19 protein-coding genes are annotated in these 25,454 nt (G+C 39.1%); 15 read left to right on the forward strand and 4 right to left on the reverse strand.

Annotated elements, in window-relative coordinates; genetic code table 11:
* The first annotated feature begins 12 nt into the window (after positions 1-12).
* The 4 genes from ACSAMO_RS11115 (at position 13) to ACSAMO_RS11130 (ending at position 5,562) form a co-directional block, all read left to right on the forward strand.
* The gene (locus tag ACSAMO_RS11115) at positions 13-1,746 is read left to right on the forward strand and encodes a DAK2 domain-containing protein (RefSeq protein WP_412956208.1); all 1,734 of its coding nucleotides are present in this window, start codon (positions 13-15) and stop codon (positions 1,744-1,746) included.
* 17 nt (positions 1,747-1,763) lie between these two features.
* Positions 1,764-3,797, forward strand: a complete 2,034-nt coding sequence (gene recG / locus ACSAMO_RS11120) for an ATP-dependent DNA helicase RecG (RefSeq protein ID WP_499209316.1) — start codon at positions 1,764-1,766, stop codon at positions 3,795-3,797.
* 91 nt (positions 3,798-3,888) lie between these two features.
* Positions 3,889-4,065, forward strand: coding sequence for an alpha/beta-type small acid-soluble spore protein (locus tag ACSAMO_RS11125; RefSeq protein ID WP_022230459.1), 177 nt, complete (start codon positions 3,889-3,891; stop codon positions 4,063-4,065).
* Positions 4,066-4,141: 76 nt separating this feature from the next.
* A protein-coding gene (locus ACSAMO_RS11130; protein ID WP_303693311.1) for an IS3 family transposase occupies positions 4,142-5,562 on the forward strand; the annotation gives its coding sequence in 2 pieces (ribosomal slippage) (positions 4,142-4,664 and positions 4,664-5,562; 1,422 coding nt in all).
* Positions 5,563-5,647: 85 nt separating this feature from the next.
* Here the strand turns inward: ACSAMO_RS11130 and ACSAMO_RS11135 are convergent.
* Positions 5,648-6,538 carry a helix-turn-helix domain-containing protein gene (locus ACSAMO_RS11135; protein WP_484110582.1) on the reverse strand — a complete coding sequence of 297 codons (891 nt, stop codon included), beginning with the start codon at positions 6,536-6,538 and terminating at the stop codon, positions 5,648-5,650.
* 269 nt (positions 6,539-6,807) lie between these two features.
* On the opposite strand from ACSAMO_RS11135, the gene ACSAMO_RS11140 reads away from it, so the two are divergent.
* From ACSAMO_RS11140 to uxuA, 4 genes are all read left to right on the forward strand, one after another.
* A complete protein-coding gene (locus ACSAMO_RS11140; protein WP_022230462.1) occupies positions 6,808-8,799 on the forward strand; it encodes a glycosyl hydrolase 115 family protein in 1,992 nt (663 codons plus the stop codon).
* Between the two features lie 101 nt (positions 8,800-8,900).
* Positions 8,901-10,856 carry a beta-galactosidase gene (locus ACSAMO_RS11145; protein WP_499209317.1) on the forward strand — a complete coding sequence of 652 codons (1,956 nt, stop codon included), beginning with the start codon at positions 8,901-8,903 and terminating at the stop codon, positions 10,854-10,856.
* A complete protein-coding gene (locus ACSAMO_RS11150; RefSeq protein ID WP_412294773.1) occupies positions 10,853-12,865 on the forward strand; it encodes a beta-galactosidase in 2,013 nt (670 codons plus the stop codon). Before ACSAMO_RS11145 ends, ACSAMO_RS11150 begins: the two co-directional genes overlap by 4 nt.
* 14 nt (positions 12,866-12,879) lie before the next feature.
* Positions 12,880-13,947 (forward strand): mannonate dehydratase, encoded by a 1,068-nt coding sequence (gene uxuA, locus ACSAMO_RS11155; protein WP_412294772.1) that lies wholly within the window; start codon positions 12,880-12,882, stop codon positions 13,945-13,947.
* Positions 13,948-13,975: 28 nt separating this feature from the next.
* Here uxuA and ACSAMO_RS11160 read toward each other — a convergent pair whose 3' ends face one another.
* The gene (locus ACSAMO_RS11160; RefSeq protein WP_412294770.1) at positions 13,976-14,728 is read right to left on the reverse strand and encodes a DUF6062 family protein; all 753 of its coding nucleotides are present in this window, start codon (positions 14,726-14,728) and stop codon (positions 13,976-13,978) included.
* A 530-nt stretch (positions 14,729-15,258) separates the two neighbouring features.
* On the opposite strand from ACSAMO_RS11160, the gene ACSAMO_RS11165 reads away from it, so the two are divergent.
* From ACSAMO_RS11165 to ACSAMO_RS11180, 4 genes are all read left to right on the forward strand, one after another.
* Positions 15,259-17,040: a phosphoenolpyruvate carboxykinase (GTP) gene (locus ACSAMO_RS11165; RefSeq protein WP_499209318.1), complete on the forward strand. Its 1,782-nt coding sequence runs from the start codon at positions 15,259-15,261 to the stop codon at positions 17,038-17,040.
* Between the two features lie 143 nt (positions 17,041-17,183).
* On the forward strand, positions 17,184-17,750 hold the full coding sequence (locus ACSAMO_RS11170) for a LemA family protein (RefSeq protein ID WP_147513565.1): 567 nt from the start codon (positions 17,184-17,186) through the stop codon (positions 17,748-17,750).
* Position 17,751: 1 nt separating this feature from the next.
* On the forward strand, positions 17,752-18,492 hold the full coding sequence (locus ACSAMO_RS11175) for a TPM domain-containing protein (protein ID WP_499209319.1): 741 nt from the start codon (positions 17,752-17,754) through the stop codon (positions 18,490-18,492).
* Positions 18,493-18,845: 353 nt separating this feature from the next.
* Entirely contained in the window at positions 18,846-20,852 is a 2,007-nt protein-coding gene (locus ACSAMO_RS11180) for an S-layer homology domain-containing protein (protein ID WP_499209320.1), read from the forward strand.
* A gap of 55 nt (positions 20,853-20,907) precedes the next feature.
* Here ACSAMO_RS11180 and ACSAMO_RS11185 read toward each other — a convergent pair whose 3' ends face one another.
* A complete protein-coding gene (locus ACSAMO_RS11185) occupies positions 20,908-21,594 on the reverse strand; it encodes a TIGR00266 family protein (protein WP_499209321.1) in 687 nt (228 codons plus the stop codon).
* A 239-nt stretch (positions 21,595-21,833) separates the two neighbouring features.
* Here ACSAMO_RS11185 and aroC point away from each other — a divergent pair, with 239 nt between their 5' ends.
* The 3 genes from aroC (at position 21,834) to ACSAMO_RS11200 (ending at position 24,847) form a co-directional block, all read left to right on the forward strand.
* A complete protein-coding gene (gene aroC, locus ACSAMO_RS11190; RefSeq protein ID WP_412274325.1) occupies positions 21,834-22,979 on the forward strand; it encodes a chorismate synthase in 1,146 nt (381 codons plus the stop codon).
* Between the two features lie 24 nt (positions 22,980-23,003).
* A complete protein-coding gene (locus ACSAMO_RS11195; protein ID WP_022230473.1) occupies positions 23,004-23,591 on the forward strand; it encodes an RNA polymerase sigma factor in 588 nt (195 codons plus the stop codon).
* 65 nt (positions 23,592-23,656) lie between these two features.
* On the forward strand, positions 23,657-24,847 hold the full coding sequence (locus ACSAMO_RS11200) for a hypothetical protein (protein ID WP_499209322.1): 1,191 nt from the start codon (positions 23,657-23,659) through the stop codon (positions 24,845-24,847).
* A 102-nt stretch (positions 24,848-24,949) separates the two neighbouring features.
* Here ACSAMO_RS11200 and ACSAMO_RS11205 read toward each other — a convergent pair whose 3' ends face one another.
* Positions 24,950-25,450, reverse strand: coding sequence for a COG2426 family protein (locus ACSAMO_RS11205; RefSeq protein WP_022230475.1), 501 nt, complete (start codon positions 25,448-25,450; stop codon positions 24,950-24,952).
* Between the last annotated feature and the right edge of the window lie 4 nt (positions 25,451-25,454).

Here is a 25,454-nt window from a genome sequence, read left to right on the forward strand (position 1 = left end):
AACTAATTAGGGGTGATTAAAATTAATACGCTTAACGGAAACACATTTGCTCAAATGATTATAAGCGGAGCAAATAATTTATATAATAACAGAAAAACTGTTGATGAACTTAACGTTTTCCCGGTACCGGACGGCGATACAGGTACAAATATGTCGCTTACCGCAACGGCTATGGCGACTGAACTTTTGAAAAAAGGCGACACAACTCTTACAAAAGCGGCTGATACAATGTCATTCGCAACTCTAAGAGGTGCAAGAGGTAACTCCGGTGTTATCCTGTCACAGTTTTTCAGAGGTATATCAAAGAGCCTTAAAGGCAAAACAGAATGTAATGCGGAAGAACTTGCAGTTGCTTTAAAAGACGGTTCGGATGCGGCATATAAGGCGGTAATGAAGCCGACAGAGGGTACAATTCTTACAGTTTCGCGTGAAGTCGCAACAGGCGCTCAGCTTGCCGCAAATACAAACGAAAACATTATTGACGTAATGGAGAGTGCCATTGAAAGAGGTAACAAGGCACTTCAAAAGACAACTCAAATGCTACCTGCATTAAGACAGGCAGGCGTTGTTGACGCAGGCGGTCAAGGCTGGATGTTTGTGCTTGAGGGTGCACTGTCTTATTTAAAGAGCGGTAATGTTGTTGAAAGACAAGGCGAAGCACTTGAAACGCAGACTGCTCCTGTAAAGAAAAAGTCACAAGAGGCAATTAAGACAGAAGATATAAAGTTTAAATATTGTACGGAATTTATCGTTGAGAAAAAGCAAAAAGGTCTTAGTGTAAGTACGTTCAGAGATACTATTGCCCCAAAGGGTGACTGTATGCTTGTAATTGACGATGATGAAATCGTAAAGGTGCATATTCATACAAATCATCCGGGTTTTGTGCTTGAAGAGGCTATAAAACTCGGTGAAATGATTAATTTGAAAATAGATAATATGAAACATCAGCACAAGTCTATTATTGACGGAAGTAATGAACAGACTTCGGAAAATGCCGAAGTTAAAACAGCGGAAGTCAAGGCAGAGAAAAAGACTGAAAAGCCTAAAAAAGCTCCTAAACCGAAAGTACCTGTTGAATTAAAGGATTACGGTTTTGTAGCGGTATGTATGGGTAAGGGAATTACAAATATTCTTAAAGACCTTGGCGTTGACAGAGTTATTGAGGGCGGACAAACAATGAATCCGAGTACGGACGATATTTTGAAAGCTGTAAAACGTGTCAAGGCAAAGACGGTTTATGTGTTCCCGAACAATAAAAATATTATTATGGCCGCAAATCAAGCTGCAGAACTTGTTGAGGATAAGAAAATCGTTGTAATTCCGTCAAAGTCAGTTCCGCAGTGTATAAGCGCAATGGTGGAATTTAATGATAAAAAGTCGGCAGAGGCTAATGAAAAGGCTATGAATAAGGCTATCGGCAGAGTTACATCGGGTCAGCTTACTTATGCCGTTCGTGATACCGAAATCGACGGTATTGAAATTAAAAAAGATGATATTCTCGGAATGGTTGAGGGTAAAATCGTAACGGTAGGCAAGGATATTGACGATGTACTTAACCGGGTAGTTTCACAGATGGTTGACGAAGATACTGAATTTTTGAACGTATATTACGGTAAGGAAATCAAGAAACCGCAGGCTGATGTAATGCTTAAAGCACTTGAAACAAAGTATGCGGACGATGAAATCGAAGTTTCGTTTAAAAAAGGCGGTCAGCCGCTTTACTACTATATTATTTCCGCAGAATAATATTATGGAGTCAGAATATGCCTAAGGATATAAGATATTTGAAAGGTGTCGGCGAGAAAAGAGCCGAATTATTCGCAAAAAAAGGAATAAAGACAGTCGAAGATTTGCTTTACTATTTTCCGCGTTCTCATGAGGACAGAACGGAAAAGAAAGATATTGCCGACTGCATAGAGGGAGAAACGGTGTGCGTGAGCATTACCGTTTTTTCGCCTGTCAGAGAAACAAGAGTAAGACGAAATATGCTTATTTCAACAATGATTGTATCGGACGAATCCGGTGTTTTGAATGTGGTTTGGTACAATAACAAATATGTAAAAAATCAGTTTAAGACGGGCGATAAGTATGTTTTATACGGCAAGGTAACTAAGAACAGAGGTAAACTTGAAATGGTGAGTCCTGTTTGTGAACAAGAGGGTAAAGAGAGATTTACGGGCAAAATAGTACCGCTTTATCCGCTTACAAGCGGACTGACGCAGAAAATTTTACAGTCGACAATGGAGCTTGCAATAAAGGAAGTCGGACGAATGGAGGAATACATTCCGTCCGATATAAGAGAAAAATATCACATTGCAGAGCTTAATTTTGCAATGAAAAACATACATTTTCCCGAAAACTTTGAAAGCTACAACATTGCAAGAGAACGATTTGTATTTGAAGAACTGCTTGTGCTTCAGCTTGCGTTAAGCGGAAGAAAGGATATAAATACATCGCAGGACGGTATTGTGTTTGAAGATATAAATTGTGTGCGTGAATTTACGGATAATCTGCCGTTTTCGCTTACAAACGCACAAAAGAAAACGCTGAATGAAATTTTGAAGGATTGCAAGAGCGGTAAGATGATGAACAGACTTGTTCAAGGTGATGTCGGCAGCGGTAAAACGGCTGTTGCGGCGGCGGCAATTTATACCGCCGTAAAAAACGGTCATCAAGCCGCAATGATGGCACCGACTGAAATTCTTGCAACTCAGCACGCAGAAACATTGGCTGAATTTTTCAAAGGTACGGGTATAACGGTGGTAATGCTTACCGGAAGTATGCGAGCTGCGGAAAAAAGACGTGCATATGACTTGATTGCGACAGGTGTCGCAGACGTTATTGTCGGAACTCACGCGATAATTCAAGATGCGGTGGAGTTTTATGACCTTGCATTTGTGGTTGCCGACGAACAACACAGATTTGGCGTTGAACAAAGGGCAAAACTTGCGGCAAAGGGAAATAATCCGCATATGCTTATTATGTCGGCAACACCGATACCGCGAACCCTTGCACTTATTTTGTACGGCGATTTGGATATATCGGTTATTGATGAATTACCGCCGGGAAGAAAGCCCGTTAAGACGTACGCAGTCGGTGAAAGTATGCGAAAACGCATTTTTGCATTTTTACAAAAAAACGTAAGTGCCGGTATGCAGGCGTACGTTGTATGTCCGTTGATTGAGGAAACGGAAACGAGCGACTTGCAAAATGCCGAAATGCTTGCGGAAAAGTTGCAGGCAATATTTCCCGAGTTCAAAATCGGTCTTATGCACGGAAAAATGAAAGCAAAGCTGAAAGAGGAAGTAATGGACGAGTTTGTGCGCGGAGAGATTAACATACTTGTATCGACAACGGTAATTGAAGTCGGCGTAAACGTGCCGAACGCAAATATTATGGTTATCGAAAATGCCGAACGATTCGGACTGTCGCAACTTCATCAGCTTAGAGGACGTGTCGGACGTGGCAACGCACAGGCATTTTGCATATTATTTGCACACGGTAAAAATGAAGTGACAAAAAAACGTATGGAAACTATGTGTATTTCAAACGACGGTTTTTATATAAGTGAACAGGATTTGAAACTTCGCGGACCGGGTGATTTTTTCGGTACACGTCAACACGGTTTGCCTGAAATGAGAATTGCTAATCTGTTTGAGGACAGAGATATTCTTGCTATGTCACAGGAGGCGGCAAAAAAGATTATGGCTGAGGACAGACATTTGGAGTCCGAAAAGTACAGCGGACTTCGTAAACGTGCCGAAAGTATAATCAGTGACGACATTGTTATGAATTAGTAAAAATTGTATGTTTATATTTTCGTATTTTACATAAATTATGAATGAGTTAATTACTCACTTAAATACTTTATGTAAAGGAGAAATAATCATGTCAAAGAAAAGCAAAACAGCAGGATTGGAACAATTCAAAATGGAAGCGGCAAGAGAAGTAGGCGTAACACTTGGTCAAGGCTATAACGGTGAACTTACAGCAAAGCAAGCCGGCAGTGTAGGCGGTCAGATGGTTAAAAAGATGATTGAAAGCTACGAAAATCAAATGAAATAAACTAAAAGGGAGATACAACTGAACCGACCCCCAAAAGTTAGACCAAAAATCTAACTATTGGGAGGTCGGTTTTTTCATGGCAAAATATAGTTTTGAATTTAAAATGGAGGTTGTGCAGGCATATCTAAATGCTGAAGGTGGGTATAGATATTTAGCAAGTAAATATAACATTCCTGCAAAGAGGAGAATTGAAGAATGGGTACACGCATACAGAGAATTTGGTGAAGAAGGGTTAATGCGTTCGAGACAAAATAAGAAATATACTTTTCAATTTAAGCTTTCTATGGTAGAATTGTATCTATCAAGTGAGGTCTCATATCAGGAATTAGCACTATCACAAGGAATTAGTAATCCATCATTGATTGTAAAATGGGTCAATGATTTCAGAATTGCCGGACCTGATGCTTTGAGACCTAAAAAGAAAGGTCGTAAGAAAACATTGGATATAAGAGAATGTAAAAAGCCTTCTAAATATGACGGAGAAAAACCCGTGGATACAAGTGCCGAGCATGTCAAAGAACTTGAAGACGAACTACTTAAACTTAGAATAGAAAATGCATATTTAAAAGAATTGAGGAGACTGCGTTTAGAGGAGGAAACTCTTCTGAAAAAACAGCGAGAATTGTCCACAGTCTCCGAGGACAGTTCAAATTAAAAGACATTCTCGCAGTAGTCGGTTTTCCAAAGGCAACATATATGTATTGGCAAAAACGATTTGACAGAGAAAATCCTGATAAACAGTTGGAGGATGAAATCACTAAAATCCATATAGAAAACAAGGATTACGGTTACAGACGGGTATATAGAGAATTACGAAACAGAAAGATTTTTGTGAATAAAAAGAAAGTTCAAAGAATCATGCAAAAATTATGTTTCCAGGTCACATCATTTACTCGAAAAAGTCGCAGATATAATTCGTACAAAGGCAATGTTGGTAAAATAGCACCAAACAGAATTAACAGGCGATTTAATACATCTGTACCGCATCAAAAGATAACTACTGACACGACCGAATTTAAGTATTATGAGATTGACAACAAAGGCCGAATGGTAATTAAGAAATTGTATTTAGACCCATTTCTTGATATGTTTAATGGTGAAGTGTTAAGCTATGGTATAAGCAAAACTCCATCAGCGGCAAGTGTTTTATCGGCACAGAAACAAGCAATAGAAATAACATCTGATTGCCCATACAGAAGAACATTCCATTCAGACAGAGGTTGGGCATATCAAATGGGTGCATATTCCTCTGTTCTTAAAGAAAACAAAATATTTCAAAGTATGTCTCGGAAAGGAAATTGTTATGATAACTCTGTGATGGAAAATTTCTTTGGAATATTAAAGCAGGAAATGTATTATGGAACTACATATTACAGCTTTGAAGAGCTTAAAGATGCTATTGAAAGATATATAAAATATTACAACGAGAAAAGAATAAAAGAAAAACTTGGGTGGATGAGTCCGGTTGAGTATCGGCTCAACACCTTGGCTGCATAAAAATAGCGTAGCAGTCGTTAAAACTACTACGCTATAAAAAGTCTAACTTTTGGGGGTCACATCAAACAGATGTATCTCCCTTTTTTTAATTCATATTTTTTGGCGTCATACCTGTTTTTTTGACGTACTGTCTGTAAAAATGCGAATAATTATTAAAACCGGCATTGGTGCTTGCCTCAAGGAGTGACTGACCTTGCGTATGCAGTTCGCGTACAAGAAGTATGCGTTTATGATTGATATATTGACTTAGTGTGTATCCCGTATTTTTCTTGAACAGCTTACACAGGTGGTATTTATTTATAAAGAATTTTTCGGAAAGGAAGTCAAGTGTTATTGTTTCGGAAAGGTGTTCGTTTATGTACATAATTATGTCGCTTATTCGTTTGTCTTTTGATTTTGACGGTGAGATTGCCGATTTTGAAGTATTCAAAAGATAGAGAAATTCTATAATGACACCGTTTGCGGCGGTGAGTGAGCCGTTATGGATATACACGCTTATGCGGTTTATCGGGTTTAGCAAATCGTCCTTTACAATGTCGGACGGTATTAGGTTGCCCGTACCCGGCGGACGGTTTATGAAAATATCTTCAAATTCTTCACAACGGTTTTGCTTGAAATATTCTGTCGACAGATACAAAATAATCCTCTCATACGGCTTCGCACTCAAACAACGTATATGGTGCATTTCAAACGGACGCGTTATGAGCATATCGTAAGGCTTTAATTTGTACACATTTCCCTCTGCGTAAAATTCAGAATCACCGCTTAGAAACAGAACTATTTCATATACATCATCGTGATTGTGAAGCTTGAAATCATTGTTGTCGGGTACTTCATCGTAGCAGTGAGTTAAACCGAAATACATATTCGGAAATATCTTTACTGTTTTCTCTGTCATATCAATCTGCCTTTCTGTAAACAAAACCGTAACGGTTTGGTTTACCTTGTTTGGGGGAGCTTGAGGTGCTAACCTCATTAAAAATCATTTCTGGCGACATGTGCGGCAGAAATGGCTTAAAATATAAAGTTTCGACTTCGGAGGAACTTTATGATTTTTTCTCAGAAAATACTCAAAAATTACATCGTAAGATGTGATTTTTGGAGCTGTCGACATTTTGTCGACAGGCTCACTTTCATTATATCAGACAATACCAAGATAATCAATGTTTTAACCAATATATTAGATGAAAATATGATTAAATTGCTGTAATGTATAATTAGATTTTATGAAAAGGAGCAAAATCAATGAGCTTTTTGTTTAACCTGAATACGAAGATACATACCGAAACGGAAACAAAGCCTGTTATGAATGCGATTAATATTTTAAAGCGTGATATGGCAAAGGTTTTCGGTGCAAGTGATGAAAATGGAAATGATATTCATTTAAAAAAAGACGATACATTAGATGAGGAAAGTTATAAAATTGACATAGCGGAAAATATCGTGATAAGTGCGGCGGACGATTTGGGGTTTGTGTATGCACTTTTGAAAATAAGTGAAAAATATCTTGATATTAAGCCGTTTTGGTTTTGGCTTGACCAAAAAATCGAAAAGAAAGACAGTGTTAGAATAGAAAAATGTAAAATTAATTCACCGAAACCAAAGGTAAAATATCGCGGTTGGTTTTTCAATGATGAAGTGCTTATGATGAAATGGAAAATCAACGGTGACAAAAAAGAGCCTTGGAGAATGGCTTTTGAAACGCTTTTGCGTTGTGGCGGAAATATGACAATTCCGGGTACTGACAAAAATTCAAGACTGAACAGACAAATGGCGGCGGATATGGGATTATGGATTACTCATCACCATGCAGAACCGTTGGGTGCGGAGATTTTTGCAAGAGCATATCCGGGCGTTGAGGCGAATTTTATGGAAAAGTCGGAGCTTTTTTATAAACTTTGGGAAGACGCGGTAATTGAACAGAAAGACTGCAATGTTATTTGGAATTTGTGCTTTAGAGGACAGGGTGACTGCCCATTTTGGAGTAACGACACGAGCGGTCAATTTGACACTCCGCAAAAACGAGGTAAGCTGATAAGCAATATTATAAAAAAGCAATGCGATATTGTTAAGAAATACGTCAAAAATCCTGTTTTTTGTACCAACCTGTACGGCGAAATAATGGAACTTTACAAGGACGGTTATATAGAGCTTGACGACTGTATTATCAAGGTTAAAGCCGATAATGGTTACGGTAAAATGGTTACAAGACGACGTGACAATCATACGGCACGAGTGTCGTCAATGCCTGTCAAAGACGGCGGCAGACAGGGTATTTATTATCATGTTTCGTTTTACGATTTGCAAGCCGCAAACCACATAACAATGCTTCCGAATACGGTTGATTTTGTGAACAGAGAATTATCGGACGTACTTGAAAACGGCGGCGATGATTTTTGGGTTATCAACTGTTCAAATGTCAGACCGCATACATATTATCTTGATGCGGTGAGAAAAAAATGGTTCGGTGAAGATATATCGGACGAAAGTCACAGCAAGGAATTTGCGGACGATTATTTTAATTCGACTTATGACGTATCAAAATGCCTTGCGGAATATCCGAAGTCAACGATTAAATTCGGTAAAAATGAAGATGAACACGCAGGTGAACAGTTTTATACCGAGAATGTGCGTATTATTGCGAATAAGTTTGTGAAGAACGATAAAAACAGTATTGCTCCGCTTAATTGGCTTGTCGGAAAAGGCGGGTTTTACACGCAGGTGAGAGATTACAAAGTTATATGCGAAAGTGGTATTGACAAGATAAATTCATATTATGAAATGTGCAAAAAGACGAGTGAAAAACTAAGCGGAAACGAGAAACAGCTTTTTGACGAAACTGTATTGTTACAGGCGAAAATTCATTATTATTGTGCAAACGGCGTAATAAAATTTTGCAACGCTATAGAGGAATTTGAAAAGGAAAATTACAAAGAATCGTTTTTGCTTTGCGGTGACAGTGCGGTTTTATTTGACAAGGCGAATGAGGAAATGCGTAACAGTGAAAACGGAGTTTGGCAAGGCTTTTATCATAACGATTGTTTTGCGGATATTAAGCATACCGCGTATATGGCAAGAAAGGTAATGGGGGTTATCAGAGAGTTCGGCGATAATATCAGACATGACAAATGGTATCGCGAAACGATGTATGCGCCAGAGGACAGAGAGGTTATGCTGTTATTGGTATTGGATAATCATATGACGGACGAAGAACTATATAAAGCGATGCAAGAGTAAAATTGCCCACAGCACAATTTTTCGCTTGGGGCAGTATACACATACGGCACCGCAAGCTTTAAAATCGCACTGTGAACAATTTGTAGAAAGAGGGGAAAATAATGATATTTGGTGTAGACTATTATCCCGAACATTGGAACAGAGATGAGTGGGAAAGTCAAGCTAAACTTATGCAAGATGGCGGATTTAACACTGTAAGAATGGGCGAATTTGCTTGGAAACTTTTTGAGGAAAAAGAGGGTGAATTTGATTTTTCATTCCTTGATGACGCAATAGAGATACTTGCAAAATACGGTATAAAAACCATACTCGGAACACCGACTGCCGCACCGCCGAAGTGGCTTGCAGATAAATATGACATCGTGCAGAGGGACAAATACGGCAGAAAAAAGGATTGGGGTTCAAGACGTGAAGGCTGCGGAAACAATCCGAGCTACATAGAAAAGTCAAAAATCATAACCGAAAAAATGGCTGAACATTACAAGGACAATCCAAACGTCATAGCATGGCAGATTGATAATGAGTTCGGCTGTCACGTAAGTACAAGATGTTATTGCGAGCATTGTCGAAAGGCTTTTGCAAAATGGCTTGAGGAAAGGTATCAGACAATAGAGAACCTAAACGAAAAATGGGGGAGCGTATTCTGGAGCTTAAACTATGATTCTTTTGACGATATAATACTTCCGAAATATAATTCGTGCGAGGGTACATACGGCGATTTGTGGTCGCACAATCCCGCACTTGACTTGGAATTCAGACGTTTTTCTTCTGACACTTGGGTGAATTATCAGAAAATGCAGATTGATATTTTGAGAAAATATACCGATAATCCGATAACTCATAATTTGATGGGACATTTTTCGGATATAAACGCGTATGATTTGTCAAAAGACCTTGATTTTGTATCGTGGGACAATTATCCCGACAATCAATGGGGTACGTCCGAATATGAATATGTGTCTATGGCACACGAAAATATGCGTGGTGCGAAGAACAAAAACTTTGTTGTAATGGAGGAACAGGCAGGACCTGCCGGTTGGGATATTTTAGGCTCAACGCCACGCCCCAATCAGCTTAGATTATGGACATATCAGGCAATCGCACACGGCTGCGAGGGCGTTGTATATTTCAGATTCAGAACGGCTCTTTTCGGTATGGAGCAATATTGGTACGGTGTACTTGACCATGACGGTGTGCCGAGAAGACGTTTTTATGAAATTCAAAAGACAGGTCACGAACTTCAAAAACTTGAAAAATATATTGTCGGCTCAAAAAATAAGTATGATGCATTGCTTGTGAAGTCGTACGACAATGTATGGGGACATGATATAAAACGTCACGCACAAAACTATAATTATGAAAATCACTTGTATTCATTTTACAAGGCAAATTGTGATTTGAACATAAACACAGCCGTTTCAAACGGCAAATATGAAGATTATAAAATCGTGTATATGCCTGCGTACAACATAGTCACAGACGCAGAGACGGAGAAAATAAAGGAATACGTCAAAAACGGCGGTACACTTGTTTTGACGTTTAGGAGCGGTACGCGTGATGAATATAACAGAGTAAGACCTATGGCACTGCCGGGAGTGTTCAAGGAAATTGCGGGCATTGAGGCGGTTGAATTTGACGCACCGAGAAAACCTGTAAAAATATACGGTGAAGTAAGCGGAAGTGCGGAAATATGGTGTGATATAATAAAACCTGATACCGCAAAAACCATATGCACATACGGAAGTGAATACTATAAGGGTGAAAGTGCAGTGACAGTAAACGAATACGGCAAGGGCAGAGTTTATTATGTAGGCTGTGATTTGGACAATGACGCAATGAAAGAGCTTGTAAGAATTATAGCAAAGTCGGCGAATGTGGAAACAGTTGATACACCGAACGGTGTGGAGGTTGTTAAGCGAGATGACTGCACAATTATTTTAAATCACAATGAAAATGAAGTTGATACAAAAATTAAAGGAGTGTCGCTGTTTGATGGTTTGAAATTTGACGGAGTATTGGACGGCTACGGAGTACAATTTTTGGAGGGCAGTATATGATATATAAATTTAAAGAATTTAAAGATGAACCGCTTTTGATAAATCATTTGAATATGGGCGGTAAAAATCCGAAAGGTGAAGAAATTAACGTCACAAGCAGATATTTCACACGAAACGGAAAACCTTGGATAGGCGTTATGGGCGAGTTCCATTTTTCGAGATACGGCAGAGAGAATTGGCACAGAGAACTTGCAAAAATGAAAGCCGGCGGCATAACTATTGTTTCAACGTATCTGTTTTGGATATACCACGAAGAAATTGAGGGTAAAATGGATTTTGGCGGTGACAATGACATCAGAGCGTTTATCAAAGAATGTAAAGATGTCGGCTTGGACGTTGTAATTCGTATAGGCCCTTGGGCGCACGGCGAGTGCAGAAACGGCGCTTTCCCCGATTGGCTTTTGAAAAAGGATTATAAACTTCGTGACAACAATGAAGAATATCTGGCGGTTGTTAAGAAGTGGTATCAGAGCATATATAACGAAGTGAAAGGACTGTTCTACAAGGACGGCGGAAACATAATTGCGGTACAGATTGAAAATGAATTTGTCGACAATGCCGAGCATTTGGCAAAACTTAAAGAAATAGCCGTAGAATGTGGATTTATTGCACCTATATACACAGTTACGGGCTGGAACAGTGCATCGGGTGCGAAAATTCCCGTTGATGAGGTTGTGCCTGTATTCGGCGGTTATTGTGAGGCACCGTGGGAAAATCATATGAACAGACTGTCACCGTCACCGCACTATTTCTTTAACAGAATGAGAAACGATTCCGCAATCGGAACGGACCTTATCGCAAAAACTCAGAGTGACGGCTGGCAGCTGCCGTATGAGCGTTATCCGTTCGCAACGTGTGAGCTTGGCGGCGGTATAGAGGTTACACATCACCGCAGACCGATTATAAAGCCTATGGATATATATGCGGTGTCGCTTGTAAAGCTCGGTGACGGAAACAATCTTGTAGGCTATTATATGTATCACGGCGGTACGAACAAAATAGGCGAACTATCAACTTTTAACGAAACAAAGGCGACAGGCTATCCGAATGATTATCCGATACTTTCGTATGATTTTCAAGCACCGTTGTCGGAGTACGGAGAGGTCAGAGAACAGTACGGATTGCTTAATATGCTGCATATGTTTGTAAACGATTTCGGCGAAGAATTTGCACCGATGATTGCGGTTGATTCTGCAAATTCGGTGGCGGTAGATGATACAAATTCTTTGCGTTACGGTATGAGAACGAACGGCAAAAGTGGGTTTGTGTTTGTAAATCATTATCAGAGATTGACCGAACTTGCAGATATTGAAAATGCGGTGATAAGTGCGGAAAATGTTGAGTTTCCGCCGATTGACGTAAAGGGTGAAGTGAGTTTCTTTATGCCGTTTAATATGAAAATGGGCGACAGTGTGCTTGAATATGCGACAGCACAGCCGTTATGCAAGTGCGATGATACATATTTCTTTGCAGAAATACCGAATATCAAAGCGGAATACAAATTCAGCAAAGGCAGTGCGAATATTGTTACGGTGCCGTTTGAAAATGCTAAGTATATGCGTAAATTAAACGGAACGGTGTATATTTGCGGCGGTTGTAATTTGTATGAGGAAAACGGACAAATATATTCTGTCGAGGACGGCGAATATATTTGTCAAAAATGGAACGGCAGTGAATTTGAAACGCTTACAATCGTTCAGTCGGCAAAGCAATCAAATGTTGAAATTACAGGCGTGGAAAATGCACCGTTTGAGCCGAAGTATAAAGAAGAATTGTGCATTGGCGGAGAAAGAGAACTGACATGGAAGAAAATAAATGTTGACGGCAGATACGGATTTGCCGAGATTGACTATGTCGGTGACGTGGCGCAGATTTATGCGGATGGTGAACTTGTTGCAGATGATTACTATTACGGTAAGACGTGGCGAGTGCCTTGTAAATTGCTTTACGGCAAAGAATGTTATATGGTAATATCGGAAATGAAAGACGATTTTTATAAGGAATTTTAACAGGAGAGATAAAAATGGAAATGACATTACGTTGGTACGGTTCAAAATTTGATACCGTAACGTTAAAGCAAATACGACAAATACCGGGCGTTACGGGCGTTATAACAACGCTTTACGACACCGCACCTGGTGAAGTATGGAGCAGAGAAAGAATTAAAGAAATGAAAGATGAAGTCGAAAAAAGCGGACTTCATGTAAGCGGAATTGAAAGCGTAAATGTTCATGACGCAATTAAAGTCGGAACATCGGACAGAGATAAGTACATAGACAATTATATTGAAACGCTTGAAAATCTCGGAAAAGAGGACATTCATCTTGTGTGCTATAACTTTATGCCCGTATTCGACTGGACAAGAAGTGAGCTTGCAAGAAAACGTCCAGACGGTTCAACCGTGCTTGCATACAATCAAGATGATATTGATAAAATCGTTCCCGAGAAGATGTTTGAATCTATTTCAAAGGATATGAACGGCACTGTTATGCCGGGTTGGGAACCTGAGAGAATGGAAAAAGTAAAAGAGCTTTTTGAAATGTATAAGGATGTTGACGATGAAAAGCTTTTTGAAAATTTGAAGTATTTTCTTGAAAGAATAATGCCTGTATGTAATAAGTACGATATAAAAATGGCAATTCACCCCGACGACCCTGCTTGGAGCGTTTTCGGTTTGCCGAGAATTATAATTAATAAGCAGAATATACTTCGTATGATGAAAATGGTTGACGATGTGCATAACGGCGTTACTTTCTGTTCGGGGTCGTACGGAACAAACCTTGAAAACGATTTGCCGGATATGATTCGATCATTAAAGGGAAGAATACATTTTGCGCACGTCAGAAATCTTAAATTTAATTCACCGACCGATTTTGAGGAGGCGGCACACTTGTCAGCCGACGGTTCGTTTGATATGTACGAAATAATGAAAGCACTTTACGAAATCGGATTTGACGGTCCTATCCGCCCCGACCACGGAAGAATGATATGGGACGAAGTGGCTATGCCGGGTTACGGACTTTACGACAGAGCGTTGGGTGCGACATATCTAAACGGTTTGTGGGAGGCTATTGAAAAAAGCTCAAAATAACAAAAGTGAGGCTACTATAGCCCCACTTTTATTTTTCTTCGTAGTCATTATTGATAAAAGCTGAAATTTTGTCGATTGTTCTGATTGGTGCGTCTTGTGCGGTACCCCATTCCATATCTTTGTTGCGATAGTCGAATTTAAGTGTGAATTTATGTATGTCCTGCTGTATTCTTGAAAGTTCAGTCTCTTGCTTTTCAAATAGGCAGGCAAGAAATTGAGCTGCTTGTGAGTCTTTTAATGATTTCGGCACTGTATCAACAAGCAATTTCATATGTTTTAAGCATACACCTTTTGATTTATTGAATTTTTCTTTAAACTTTTCGTCATTTGCCCACATATACAAAAGCACATCGGCATATCTTTCCATAGTGTGATTGATTTTGTCACACACAACACAGCCGTCCGATATACCGTCCAGCTTTTCGGAAAGTGCTTTTGAAAAATCAGCCGAGCCTGTTTTCTTAAAAAGACCGCCTTTTTGATTTTTTAAAGCCGACGCGGATTTTTTCAGCGTATCAAGCTTTTTGCGTATTTCCTCTAAATGTGTGTCAAGCACAAGCGACAGTGTAAGTTTGTTTGACATACCGAAAAGCATTGAACAGTGATGGTTGCAAAAGCCTTTTTCGTTTGATTCCATACGAAATTCAGGCTCCATCATTGCCGCACCGAGTGCGTAGTCAAGCGTTTCTTTTTCAAGTTTTTTCTCAAGTTCACAAAGCGGACATTCGCAGTCTGTATCGTAAACTTCATTTACCGGTATTGTATAAATTTGTTCTTTCATAAGTAATAAATCTGCCTTTCAAATATCTATATTGCAGATAAAACCGCTGTGGTTTTGTCTGCAATGTTTTTTGGAGTGTGAGGTGCAACCTCACTGAAAATCATTTCCGGCGACCTGTGCGGCAGAAATGGCTTAAAATCTAAAGTTTCGACTTTGGAGGAACTTTGTGATTTTTTCTCTGAAAACACTCAAAAATTACATCTGCGATGTGATTTTTGGAGCTGTCGGCATTTTGTCGACAGACTCGGTTATATGGTTATTATAACACCTAAAAGACTGCCTTTCAAGGACAAAAACGAAAGTTGTATTCTGCAAATTCAAAAAGGTTATGATTTATTTGTGCAAAACGTCACATTTTTAACGAAAAAGTAACGTATTTCTGATAGTAAATGATAAAAAAATAAAAAAATCATTATAAATTCTTTAAAAAAAACAAAAAATATGTTATAATGCACTTGTCAATAAAATAGAAAACAATGTTACAAAATAACACTGTATAAAATTAAAAAATGTATTGGAGGATTTTTACCATGACAGAAAACAAGACAGTTCTTGCATGGCTTGAAGAAATGAAAGCTATGTGTCAACCTGACAATGTTGTTTGGATTGACGGAAGTGAAGAACAGCTTGAGGCTCTAAGAGCAGAGGCTGTTGCAACAGGTGAAATGATTAAACTAAATCAAGAAAAGCTTCCTGGATGTTACTATCACAGAACAGCTGAAAACGACGTAGCTCGTGTAGAAGACAGAACATTTATCTGTACTCCTACAGAAGAAGAAGCCGGCCCAATCAATAACTGGATGGCTCCTGACGAAATGTATGCAAAGCTAAAGAAACTATATACAGGTTCAATGAAGGGCAGAACAATGTACGTTATCCCTTATTCAATGGGTCCTATAGGTTCACCTTTCTCAAAGATCGGTATCGAGCTTTCAGACAGTATCTATGTTGTACTTAATATGGCTATTATGACAAGAATCGGTCAAAAGGTTCTTGATCAACTTGGAAATGACGAAAACGCTGAATTCATCAAGTGTCTACACGCTAAGAAAGACGTAAATCCTGATGACAGATACATCGTTCAATTCCCACAGGATAACACAATTTGGTCAATCAACTCGGCTTACGGCGGTAACGTTCTTCTTGGTAAGAAGTGTTTCGCTCTAAGAATTGCATCATATCTTGGTAAGAACCAAGGTTGGATGGCTGAGCATATGCTAATTCTTGGTCTTGAAAATCCTCAAGGCGAAGTTAAGTATATCTGTGCTGCATTCCCATCAGCTTGCGGTAAGACAAATCTTGCAATGCTTATCCCACCGGAATACCTAAAGAACCAAGGTTACAAAGTATGGACAGTCGGCGATGATATTTCATGGCTAAACATCGGTCCTGACGGCAGACTATATGCTATCAATCCTGAAGCAGGTTTCTTCGGTGTTGCTCCTGGTACATCAGTAAAGACAAACTTCAATGCTCTTGAATCAACAAAGAAGAATACAATCTTCACAAACGTTGCTCTTAACAATGCAGACAATACAGTTTGGTGGGAAGGTCTTGACAAGAATCCTCCTGTTGATGCAACAGAATGGAAGGGCTCAAAGGTTAACGGTCCTGAATACTCTGCAGCAGGTAACAATCTTGCTCACCCTAACTCAAGATTTACAGCTCCGGCTATCAACTGCCCATGTATCTCATCTGAATTCGAAAACCCACAGGGCGTTCCTGTAGAGGCTATTGTATTCGGTGGCAGACGTGCTAAGTGTGCTCCGCTTGTATATCAATCAAGAGATTGGCAGCACGGTACATTCGTTGGTGCTACAATGGCATCAGAAACAACAGCAGCAGCTGCAGGTGCAGTAGGTGTTGTTAGACGTGACCCAATGGCTATGAAACCGTTCGTAGGCTACAATATGGCTACTTACTGGGGTCACTGGCTTGAAATGGGTAAGAAGCTTGGCGACAAAGCTCCGAAAATCTTCCACGTTAACTGGTTCAGAAAAGATGACGAAGGACACTTCATGTGGCCTGGTTTCGGTGACAATATGCGTGTACTTCTTTGGATTCTTAACAGATGTGCAGGTAAGGTTGACGCCGTTGAAAGCGAAATCGGTTACCTACCAAAGCCTGAAGATATCGACCTAACAGGTCTTGAAGACGAAAATGTTGATATTAAGGGTCTTCTTACAATCGATAAGCAGGTATGGCTTGAAGACGTTGCAAATATCGAAGAATATTTTGCACAGTTCGGAGATAAACTTCCGAAGGAAATGGCTGACGAACTTGCTAAGTTAAAGGCTAACCTTTCTAAGTAATTTTAATTACAGTGTATTAAGAATTTAAAAGCAGACAAAATCCTTATGGTTTTGTCTGCTTTTTTTGTTGACATTTATAGACACATAGGTTAAAATGTAAGTGTATAATATATACAGATTATTTATAGAAAAGAGGAGAAAATATGAAGAAAAAAGGTGTAATTATCGGTGTTATAATAGCGGTAATCGTAATTATAGCGGTAAGCATTATAGGAAGTTACAACGGACTTATAAGTTTAGAAGAATCGACCAACACGGCATATTCCGATATACAGGTTCAACTTCAAAGACGTATGGATCTTGTACCGAACCTTGTTAATACGGTAAAGGGATATGCGGCACACGAAACAGAAGTGTTTACTGCCGTTTCTGACGCTCGTGCAAAACTTGCCGGTGCGGGAACGGTTGAGGAGGCAAGTGAGGCAAATGAAGAACTTTCATCGGCACTTAGCAGATTGATTGCAATCTCGGAATCATATCCGGAATTAAAGTCAAACGAAAACTTCTTGTCACTTCAAGATGAACTTGCAGGTACGGAAAATCGCATAGGTGTTGCAAGAAAGGATTATAATGACGCCGTTCAAAAATATAACGTAAAAATACGTTCATTCCCTACAAACATATTTGCAAATATGCTTGGTTTTGAAAAGAAACAACAGTTTGAGGCAGATAGTGCGGCTCAATCTGCTCCTTCTGTAAGTTTTGATTGATATGAGTAGGGGGAAGATACGTTTCGCGGCATTAATTTCCGCAATATTTGTTTTATTTATAAATATTTGTGCGTTTGCGAAGGTTGATATACCGAATCATACGGATAGATTTTTTATAAATGACTATGCGAATGTTATTGACAGTGAAACAGAGGATTATATATTTGAAAAAGGTAAGGCGTACAATGCTAACGGCGGACCGCAAGTTGTTGTTTTGACAATGGAAAGTATAGACGGAAACGACCTTGAAGACTTTTCGATTGAAACGGCGAGAAAATGGGGAATTGGCGATAAAGACGCGGATAACGGAGTTCTTATTCTCCTTGTTATGGATAGTCGTGACATTCGTATCGAAGTCGGCTACGGACTTGAGGGCGTTTTAAATGACGGTAAGTGCGGTCGATTTATCAGAAATGCAACAGATTCTTTGTCGGCAGGTGATTACAGCGAGGGTATTAAGCAGATTTATGATTCGGTAATCGGCGAACTCGAAGACCCGACACCCGATGAAGAAGATGATGATGACACTATGGTTGAAATAATGACATATGTAGTGTTTTTCATAGTTTTAGCGATTGTGGTATTTATCACTAATATCAAAGGACGTGGCGGACGTGGCGGCTATCATAGCGGCGGCGGTTACTATGGCGGCGGATTTTCCAGCGGAAGCAGCAGCGGAGGAGGCGGATTCTCCGGCGGCGGCGGAAGTTTCGGCGGCGGCGGTGCCAGCGGTAAATTTTAATATTGAATCAGATGTCGAGAAATTAGTTCGGATTTTGTGAAAATGAACTCATCGGCGTACGTTGGTACGTTAGAGTTTATTTTCGCAAAAAGTGCACAGGCAAGCCGTATATCGAAGATAGGCTTGCCTGTTATTTGTTATAGCTATAAATTAAGTTGTAAATATAAAAAAATAATGTTTTGCACGCTCCGGACAATTTGTCGACAGTCTGAAAGGGTATTAATATAACACCCTTTTGTGTTAATTAAAAAATCAAAAAATTTTTTTAATTTAATGCAACCTTTTGGTGTGCTGAAAAGTATTATATATGAAAGGAAAAATAATCCGATAAATTTAAAAAGGAGGAAAAAGTTATGAAAAAATTATTAGCGGTAGCGTCAGCGTTGGCTCTTACTGTATCGGCAGTATCACCGGCAGTTTTAGCCGCTGAAACGTTAGCCACACAGCAAACAGAAACATCTGCAAGAGAGAATATGCAGAAAATATTGGAAAGTGTTAAACAGAGAGTTGAAATTCCGAGTGAGTGCAGTGAATTTTCGAGCAGAACAGAGGAACAGTACGGCGAAAAAGTTTATAATTTTACATGGAATGAAAAAGACGGAAACAAGAGTGTTAATATAACTTGTACGGCAGACGGAGTTATAACCAACTATTCAATTTACGGTTTTGAATCTGATGATAAAAATAACACACCGAATTTACCGAAAATTAGCGAAAGTGATGCAAAAAAGACGGCGGAAAACTTCTTAAAACAAATTAATCCCGATTTTCCGTATGAAATAAAAATTTATGGAAGCAACGGCAGTATTTTTGGTAACGGATATACATTCTATATTAAAACGTATGTAAACGGTGTATTGTTCACGAACGGAAACGGCTCGGTTAATATTGACGGTACAGACGGATATGTAATGGGTTTTGATTTGGGCTATATACAAGCGGATTTTCCGTCAATCAATAATGCGATAAGCGTTGATGAGGCAAAAAAAGCGTACAGTGATAAACTCGGACTTGAGTTGGTTTATCGTACATATGTTGACGAGGACGGTAACGTGGTAGCTTATCCTGTATACACACAGGAATACGACTACGACAAATACATTAATGCACTTACGGGTGATGTGGTTGATGTTACAAATTACAGATATTTCACAGGCAACAAATTTGAAAGTGCAAAGGGTGATACAGCAGACAGTGGACTTACCGAACAGGAAATAAAAGAGCTTGACAATATAGACGGACTTATTTCAAGAACCGCTTTGGAAAATAAATTAAAGTCGAACAAGCTTTTGTCAATCCCTAAGAATATAAATACAGACAGCATTTCTTTATATAAAAATTATGACGATGAATATACATATGCTGTATCAATGTCAAATGACAAGTGCAACATATATACTTCTGTTGATGCTAAAACAGGTGAAATAAAGTATTATTCACGTTGGGGAGAAGATGACAGTGAGGTAAAAAATAATGATGATTCGGCTTTAAAGACACTTGCAGGTGATAAGGCAAAAGAATACAAATATGATGAAAATTCACATCAGTATATCAGATATGTCAACGGTATTAAGGTAACAGGCGACTATGCCAACGTGACAACAAACAACGGCGTACTTACTGATTTCAGTATGAATTATACCGACACCGAATTTCCGTCAATCGAAAATGCAATGAGCAAGGAAGATGCTGAAAATATTTTGTTTGACGCAAAAGATTACAGCATTGTATATATGCAGAATTATACTGACAACACAAGAGAGATTATCCCTGTATACACAATAGATACAGAAAATATCAATCCGTTTACAGGTAAGTTTGTTGACTATCAAAACAAAGAAATTACGGAGGATGCAAGCAGTAAACTTGAATATTCGGATATAGACGGTCACTATGCCGAAAAGTATATCAAAGAGCTTGCTTATTACGGAATAGGTTTTGAGGGCGGCGAATTTAAGCCTGACGAAAGGATTACTCAAAAGGATTTTCTTGCACTTTTGATGAGCATAAACGGTAACGATATAATCGTATTGAAAAATAATTTGGAACAGGCAAATTGGGTGTACAGAAATTCAACACAAAACAGTATTATTTCAGAAGATGAACGCGATGATGATGCGGAAGTAACTCGTGAGGAGGCTGCTGTGTATATGATTCGTGCAATCGGTGCTGAAAATTATGCGAAATATAACGATATTTACGTTACACCGTTCAATGATGTTACGGAAAATAAGGGATATATCGCATTGCTTTCGGCTATGGGCGTGTTAAGCGGTGACGGTAACGGTAATTTCAATCCAAACCGTGAAATGACAAGAGCGGAAAGTATAATTATGATTTATAATTATTTAACCAGATAAAAAATAAGAAGTGGCAAAATATTTTTGCCACTTCTTTAGTTATAATTCCTATTTGCTATTTTGATGACGGTGTCGGAAGATATGGGATAATTTTATTTGCAAATTCAGCCATATTCATTGTTTGCAAATATACCTTACCCGGACCGGTAAGCGTTGTAAGGAACAGTCCTTCACCGCCGAACAACATATTTTTAAAGCCCTTTACTGTTTCAACGTCATATTTGACGGTTGATTCAAAAATCGCAACACTGCCTGTATCGACTTTAAGTTTTTCGCCCGCAGCAAGGTCGATTTCTTTTACTGAACCGTCAAGCTCAATGAAAGCAGTACCGTTTCCGGAAAGCTTTTGAAGTACAAAGCCTTCACCGCCGAATAAGCCTTTCTTTATACCACTTGTCACATATGTTGAAAGTTCAACATTTTGCTCGGCACACAAAAAAGCTGATTTCTGACAAATAAATTCTTTGTCGGAAGAAATGTGAAGTTCTTTGATTTCTCCGGGAAAAGATGAGGCGATTGTGATAGATTGGTTTGGTGCCTCGGCGGTGTATGTAGCCATAAACAATGACTCACCGCTGAACATACGTCCAAGACCTTTCATAAATCCGCCTTTCATATTGGTGTCCATTTTTACTTTGTCCGACATCCATGTCATACCGCCCGATTCGGTATAAATGCTTTCGCCTTGTTCAAGGTCGATTGTTACGGCAGGAAGAATATCTCCCCAGATTGTAGTTTTCATAAAAATTACCTTTCCTTTCTGTATGAAATAGCTCTCTGACTTTATTGATATTCAAATTATATCATAATATTCCGATTTTAAATATATCTTTTTAATTACAATTACACAAAGCGAGTTTTGTAAAATTGTCGTTAAAACTTGCAAAAGTAACGAAAAAGTGATAAAATAGATTATATACATTATGTTGTAGTTTATATATTAAAAAAATACAAATTGTAGTTACGAATGGAGATAAAAATATGCTTAGATATTTCACAGCGGGAGAGACACACGGTAAGTGCCTTACAGTTATAATCGAAGGTATGCCGTCAGGTGTTGAGATAAGCCTTGATGAGATAAACGAACAGCTTGCAAAGCGTCAGCAGGGCTATGGCAGAGGCGGACGAATGAAGATTGAAAAAGATACTGCCGAAATTCTTTCTGGTGTGAGAGGCGGAGTGACTCTCGGAAGTCCTATCGCAATAAAAATCGAAAACAGAGATTGGGCGAATTGGGAAAGTATAATGGGTACTGAAACGGCGAATAACGAAAAGTCTGTCGAATGCCCAAGACCTGGACACGCAGACCTTACCGGAGGTATGAAGTACAATCACAGAGATTTGAGAAACGTGCTTGAAAGAGCAAGTGCCCGTGAAACTGCAGCAAGAGTGGCTGTCGGCGCACTTGTCAGACAGGTTTTAAAACCGTTTGGAATAGAATTTTTAAGCCATGTTAAGAGAATAGGCGAAGTTGAAGATACAGCCGATTTTACTGCGGCAGATTTCTTTGAAAAAGTACAAAATTCACCTGTTGGGTTCGGTGATGAAAATGCCGCTCAAAAGGCTATGGAATACATAGACAAAATCAAGTCAAGCGGTGAAAGCGTAGGCGGAATAGTGGAAACTATCGTAAAAGGTGTGCCTGCCGGGTTGGGAAGTTATGTTCATTACGACAGAAAACTTGACGCAAACCTTGCTTTCGGTGTTATGAGTGTACAGGCTATCAAGGGCGTTGAAATCGGTATGGGCTTCGGTGTGAGCGAAATACCGGGTTCAAAGGTACATGATGAAATCGAATATTCGGACGACTTCCACAGACTTACCAACAATGCCGGCGGTATTGAGGGCGGTATGTCAAACGGTGAGCCGATTATTGTTAAGGCGGCAATGAAACCGATACCTACTTTGTATAATCCGCTTAGAACAGTCAATATTGACGATAAATCGGAGCATAAGGCAACTGTCGAACGTTCCGATGTGTGTGCCGTACCGGCTTGTTCGGTTGTCGTTGAGGCGGTAATCGCATTTGAAATCGCAAAGGCGTTTTTGGATAAATTCAGCGGTGACTGTATGGCTGACGTAAAGGCATATTACGATGTATATATGAACAGAATTAAGAATTTCTAAAATCAAACGTAGGGCAAATAAACCATGAGAGGTGGTGAGGGATTTTTGACCGAAAATGATTTGATTAAAAAGTGTAAAAAAGGTAGCCGAGAAGCTTTTAATATATTAGTTTCAAATTACCAACAGCAAGTTATAAATATCGCTTACGGAAAGCTTTCAAATCAAGAGGACGCATATGACGCGGCACAGGAGGTATTCGTAAGGGTGTATAAAAGTATAGAGTCATTTAAGGAGCAATCTTCCTTTACCACGTGGCTTTATAGGATAACTACGAATGTTTGCTCTGATATTCTGAGAAAACGTCAGAAACATTCGGGTGTAATAAGTATTAATCAGGCGATTGACGAAAAGAAAGATATGGATATTAGGGACGAAAGTCCTACACCGGAAGAAAATATGGAAATATCGGAACGTCAGAGAGCTGTACGAGAGGCGATAAGCGAACTCAAAGAAGAATACAGAACTGTAATAACACTATGCGATATTGAGGGATTGAGTTACGATTACATAGCTGAGGTACTCGGAATACCGTCGGGAACGGTTAAGTCGCGAATTAATCGTGCGAGAAGTGCATTAAAGAAAAATTTAATGAATAAACGGGAACTTTTTTGATATTTCTTACGTCTAATATATTGTAAAAAGAAATTAATGAAAATTTAAAGAAAGGGGGAGTAAAAATGAATTGTGATAAATTTAACGAATGCTTGGACAACTATGAAAATTTGAGTGACGAAACAAAGCAGAAAATGGATAAACACGCATTGGAATGTGCAAATTGCAAAAGTGAACTTGAATTTATGCGTTCAATTATTTCAACGGCTAAATCTCTCCCTGACATAAATGTTCCTGTGGATTTTATGGAGAAATTAAATGTCCGCATAGATGAAGAGGAAAAGAAAAAAGCACGAATAACAAGACGTGTAATGCGTAATGTTCGCCGTAATTGGAAACAGTATACTGCGGCAGCGGCTTGCTTTGCGTTGGTAGCTGTTGTAACGGCTAACAGCAATATGTTCGTCGATAAGATGAACGGAAATGATGACGGTGTTATTCAAGAGGAAACAGTCGTGACTGACAGTGACGGAAATACTGCCGTAAGTACGACAGCACCGGCAGTGGCTGCTCAAGACAATGCGGAAGAAAATCAACCGACAGTATTTGAAGAAACGGTTGAAAACACTATTCCCGAAAATAAAACAGCGAAAAGTACATCATCGCTTGCAACGGCAAAGCCGCAAACAAGTGTGAGTACAAATTCGGTAAAAAGCAGTGTGGTTGCAAATAACAGTAAATCCACATCTGCTCCGTCTGTAAGTCCAAAGGTACAAAATAATGCGGTACCGTCTGTTTCTGCAGAACCTGCAAAGTCGGACGAAGGTGCGGTTTCGCAGAAAACAACTGCTGAGGTTGCTGATAATTCAAACGATATTCAAGCTTATTCACAAGATGACGGAATAGCGATTGCAAGTATTGATGTTCAGTCGGACGATCGTTCCGTATATGACGGAACTGATGACAATATCAATAATTCAAGAACAGTAAAATCAAGTGCTGAAGATGATTATTCGCTTGCGGGCGGAGCCCAAATCGCATACGGCAGATACTATAAGTTGGATAAAGACGGCAATCCGATTGAAGCCCCCGAAGAAAATAAACCTATCGGTTCAATCGTAATTTCCGCAAAAGACGCAGACGAGGCGTTAAGCGTTATAAGACAATATTCATACGATGAAGACGGTGAATTTTACACAACGAGTTCTGACAGATTGACGTCAATGCTTTCAGTATTATCCGTTCAGGGAATCGGTTACAGTAACTATACACCTGCTTATGAGGGTGAAGTAACATTTAAACTTGTTATAAGTTAATATAAATGCCTTTCACGACAGCATTATCTGTTGTGGAGGGCATTTTTGTTTGGAAAAACAGAACAAAAAAAATCGGACTGTCAGTCCGATTTTTTGATATGTCTAAGAAATAAGTTGTTTTAAAACGCCGAATGATAAAAGCGACATTATAAGTCCTGCAGTAAGTACACCTAAAAAGATAAACAAAAGTGATTTTTTAGGTTTCATACCGAATAATACTGCGATAAGACTTCCTGTCCAAGCACCTGTACCCGGCAGCGGAATGGCTACAAAAAGGAATAAGCCGAGATAGCCGTATTTTTCGATTTGAGCCGATTTTGAAAGTGCTTTCTTTTCAAGCCAATCGGGAATTTTGTGAAAGCGTTTACTTTTTTTCATCCACGCAAATATCTTTTCAATAAACAGCAATATGAACGGTATCGGGAGCATATTACCCAGTACTGCGGCAATGTATGATGGGAAGAAACTCATTTTCATAAGTCCTGCCGCAAGAATACTTCCTCTAAGCTCCAACAACGGTACCATTGATACAAGAAAAACAATTAATTCCTTTGATATTTTTCCTGAAAGTGCTGTGACAATAGATTGTACAATAGAATCCATAAAA

It is taken from the genome of Ructibacterium sp. SJQ-7, assembly GCF_054696575.1.

Excerpts from the sequence above, each read along its gene's own strand:
- recG (WP_499209316.1), top strand. The coding sequence starts at position 1,764 with ATGCCTAAGGATATAAGATATTTGAAAGGTGTCGGCGAGAAAAGAGCC.
- ACSAMO_RS11125 (WP_022230459.1), top strand. The coding sequence starts at position 3,889 with ATGTCAAAGAAAAGCAAAACAGCAGGATTGGAACAATTCAAAATGGAA.
- ACSAMO_RS11135 (WP_484110582.1), bottom strand. The coding sequence starts at position 6,538 with ATGAGGTTAGCACCTCAAGCTCCCCCAAACAAGGTAAACCAAACCGTT.
- ACSAMO_RS11140 (WP_022230462.1), top strand. The coding sequence starts at position 6,808 with ATGAGCTTTTTGTTTAACCTGAATACGAAGATACATACCGAAACGGAA.
- ACSAMO_RS11145 (WP_499209317.1), top strand. The coding sequence starts at position 8,901 with ATGATATTTGGTGTAGACTATTATCCCGAACATTGGAACAGAGATGAG.
- ACSAMO_RS11150 (WP_412294773.1), top strand. The coding sequence starts at position 10,853 with ATGATATATAAATTTAAAGAATTTAAAGATGAACCGCTTTTGATAAAT.
- uxuA (WP_412294772.1), top strand. The coding sequence starts at position 12,880 with ATGGAAATGACATTACGTTGGTACGGTTCAAAATTTGATACCGTAACG.
- ACSAMO_RS11160 (WP_412294770.1), bottom strand. The coding sequence starts at position 14,728 with ATGAAAGAACAAATTTATACAATACCGGTAAATGAAGTTTACGATACA.
- ACSAMO_RS11165 (WP_499209318.1), top strand. The coding sequence starts at position 15,259 with ATGACAGAAAACAAGACAGTTCTTGCATGGCTTGAAGAAATGAAAGCT.
- ACSAMO_RS11170 (WP_147513565.1), top strand. The coding sequence starts at position 17,184 with ATGAAGAAAAAAGGTGTAATTATCGGTGTTATAATAGCGGTAATCGTA.
- ACSAMO_RS11175 (WP_499209319.1), top strand. The coding sequence starts at position 17,752 with ATGAGTAGGGGGAAGATACGTTTCGCGGCATTAATTTCCGCAATATTT.
- ACSAMO_RS11180 (WP_499209320.1), top strand. The coding sequence starts at position 18,846 with ATGAAAAAATTATTAGCGGTAGCGTCAGCGTTGGCTCTTACTGTATCG.
- ACSAMO_RS11185 (WP_499209321.1), bottom strand. The coding sequence starts at position 21,594 with ATGAAAACTACAATCTGGGGAGATATTCTTCCTGCCGTAACAATCGAC.
- aroC (WP_412274325.1), top strand. The coding sequence starts at position 21,834 with ATGCTTAGATATTTCACAGCGGGAGAGACACACGGTAAGTGCCTTACA.
- ACSAMO_RS11195 (WP_022230473.1), top strand. The coding sequence starts at position 23,004 with ATGAGAGGTGGTGAGGGATTTTTGACCGAAAATGATTTGATTAAAAAG.
- ACSAMO_RS11200 (WP_499209322.1), top strand. The coding sequence starts at position 23,657 with ATGAATTGTGATAAATTTAACGAATGCTTGGACAACTATGAAAATTTG.
- ACSAMO_RS11205 (WP_022230475.1), bottom strand. The coding sequence starts at position 25,450 with ATGGATTCTATTGTACAATCTATTGTCACAGCACTTTCAGGAAAAATA.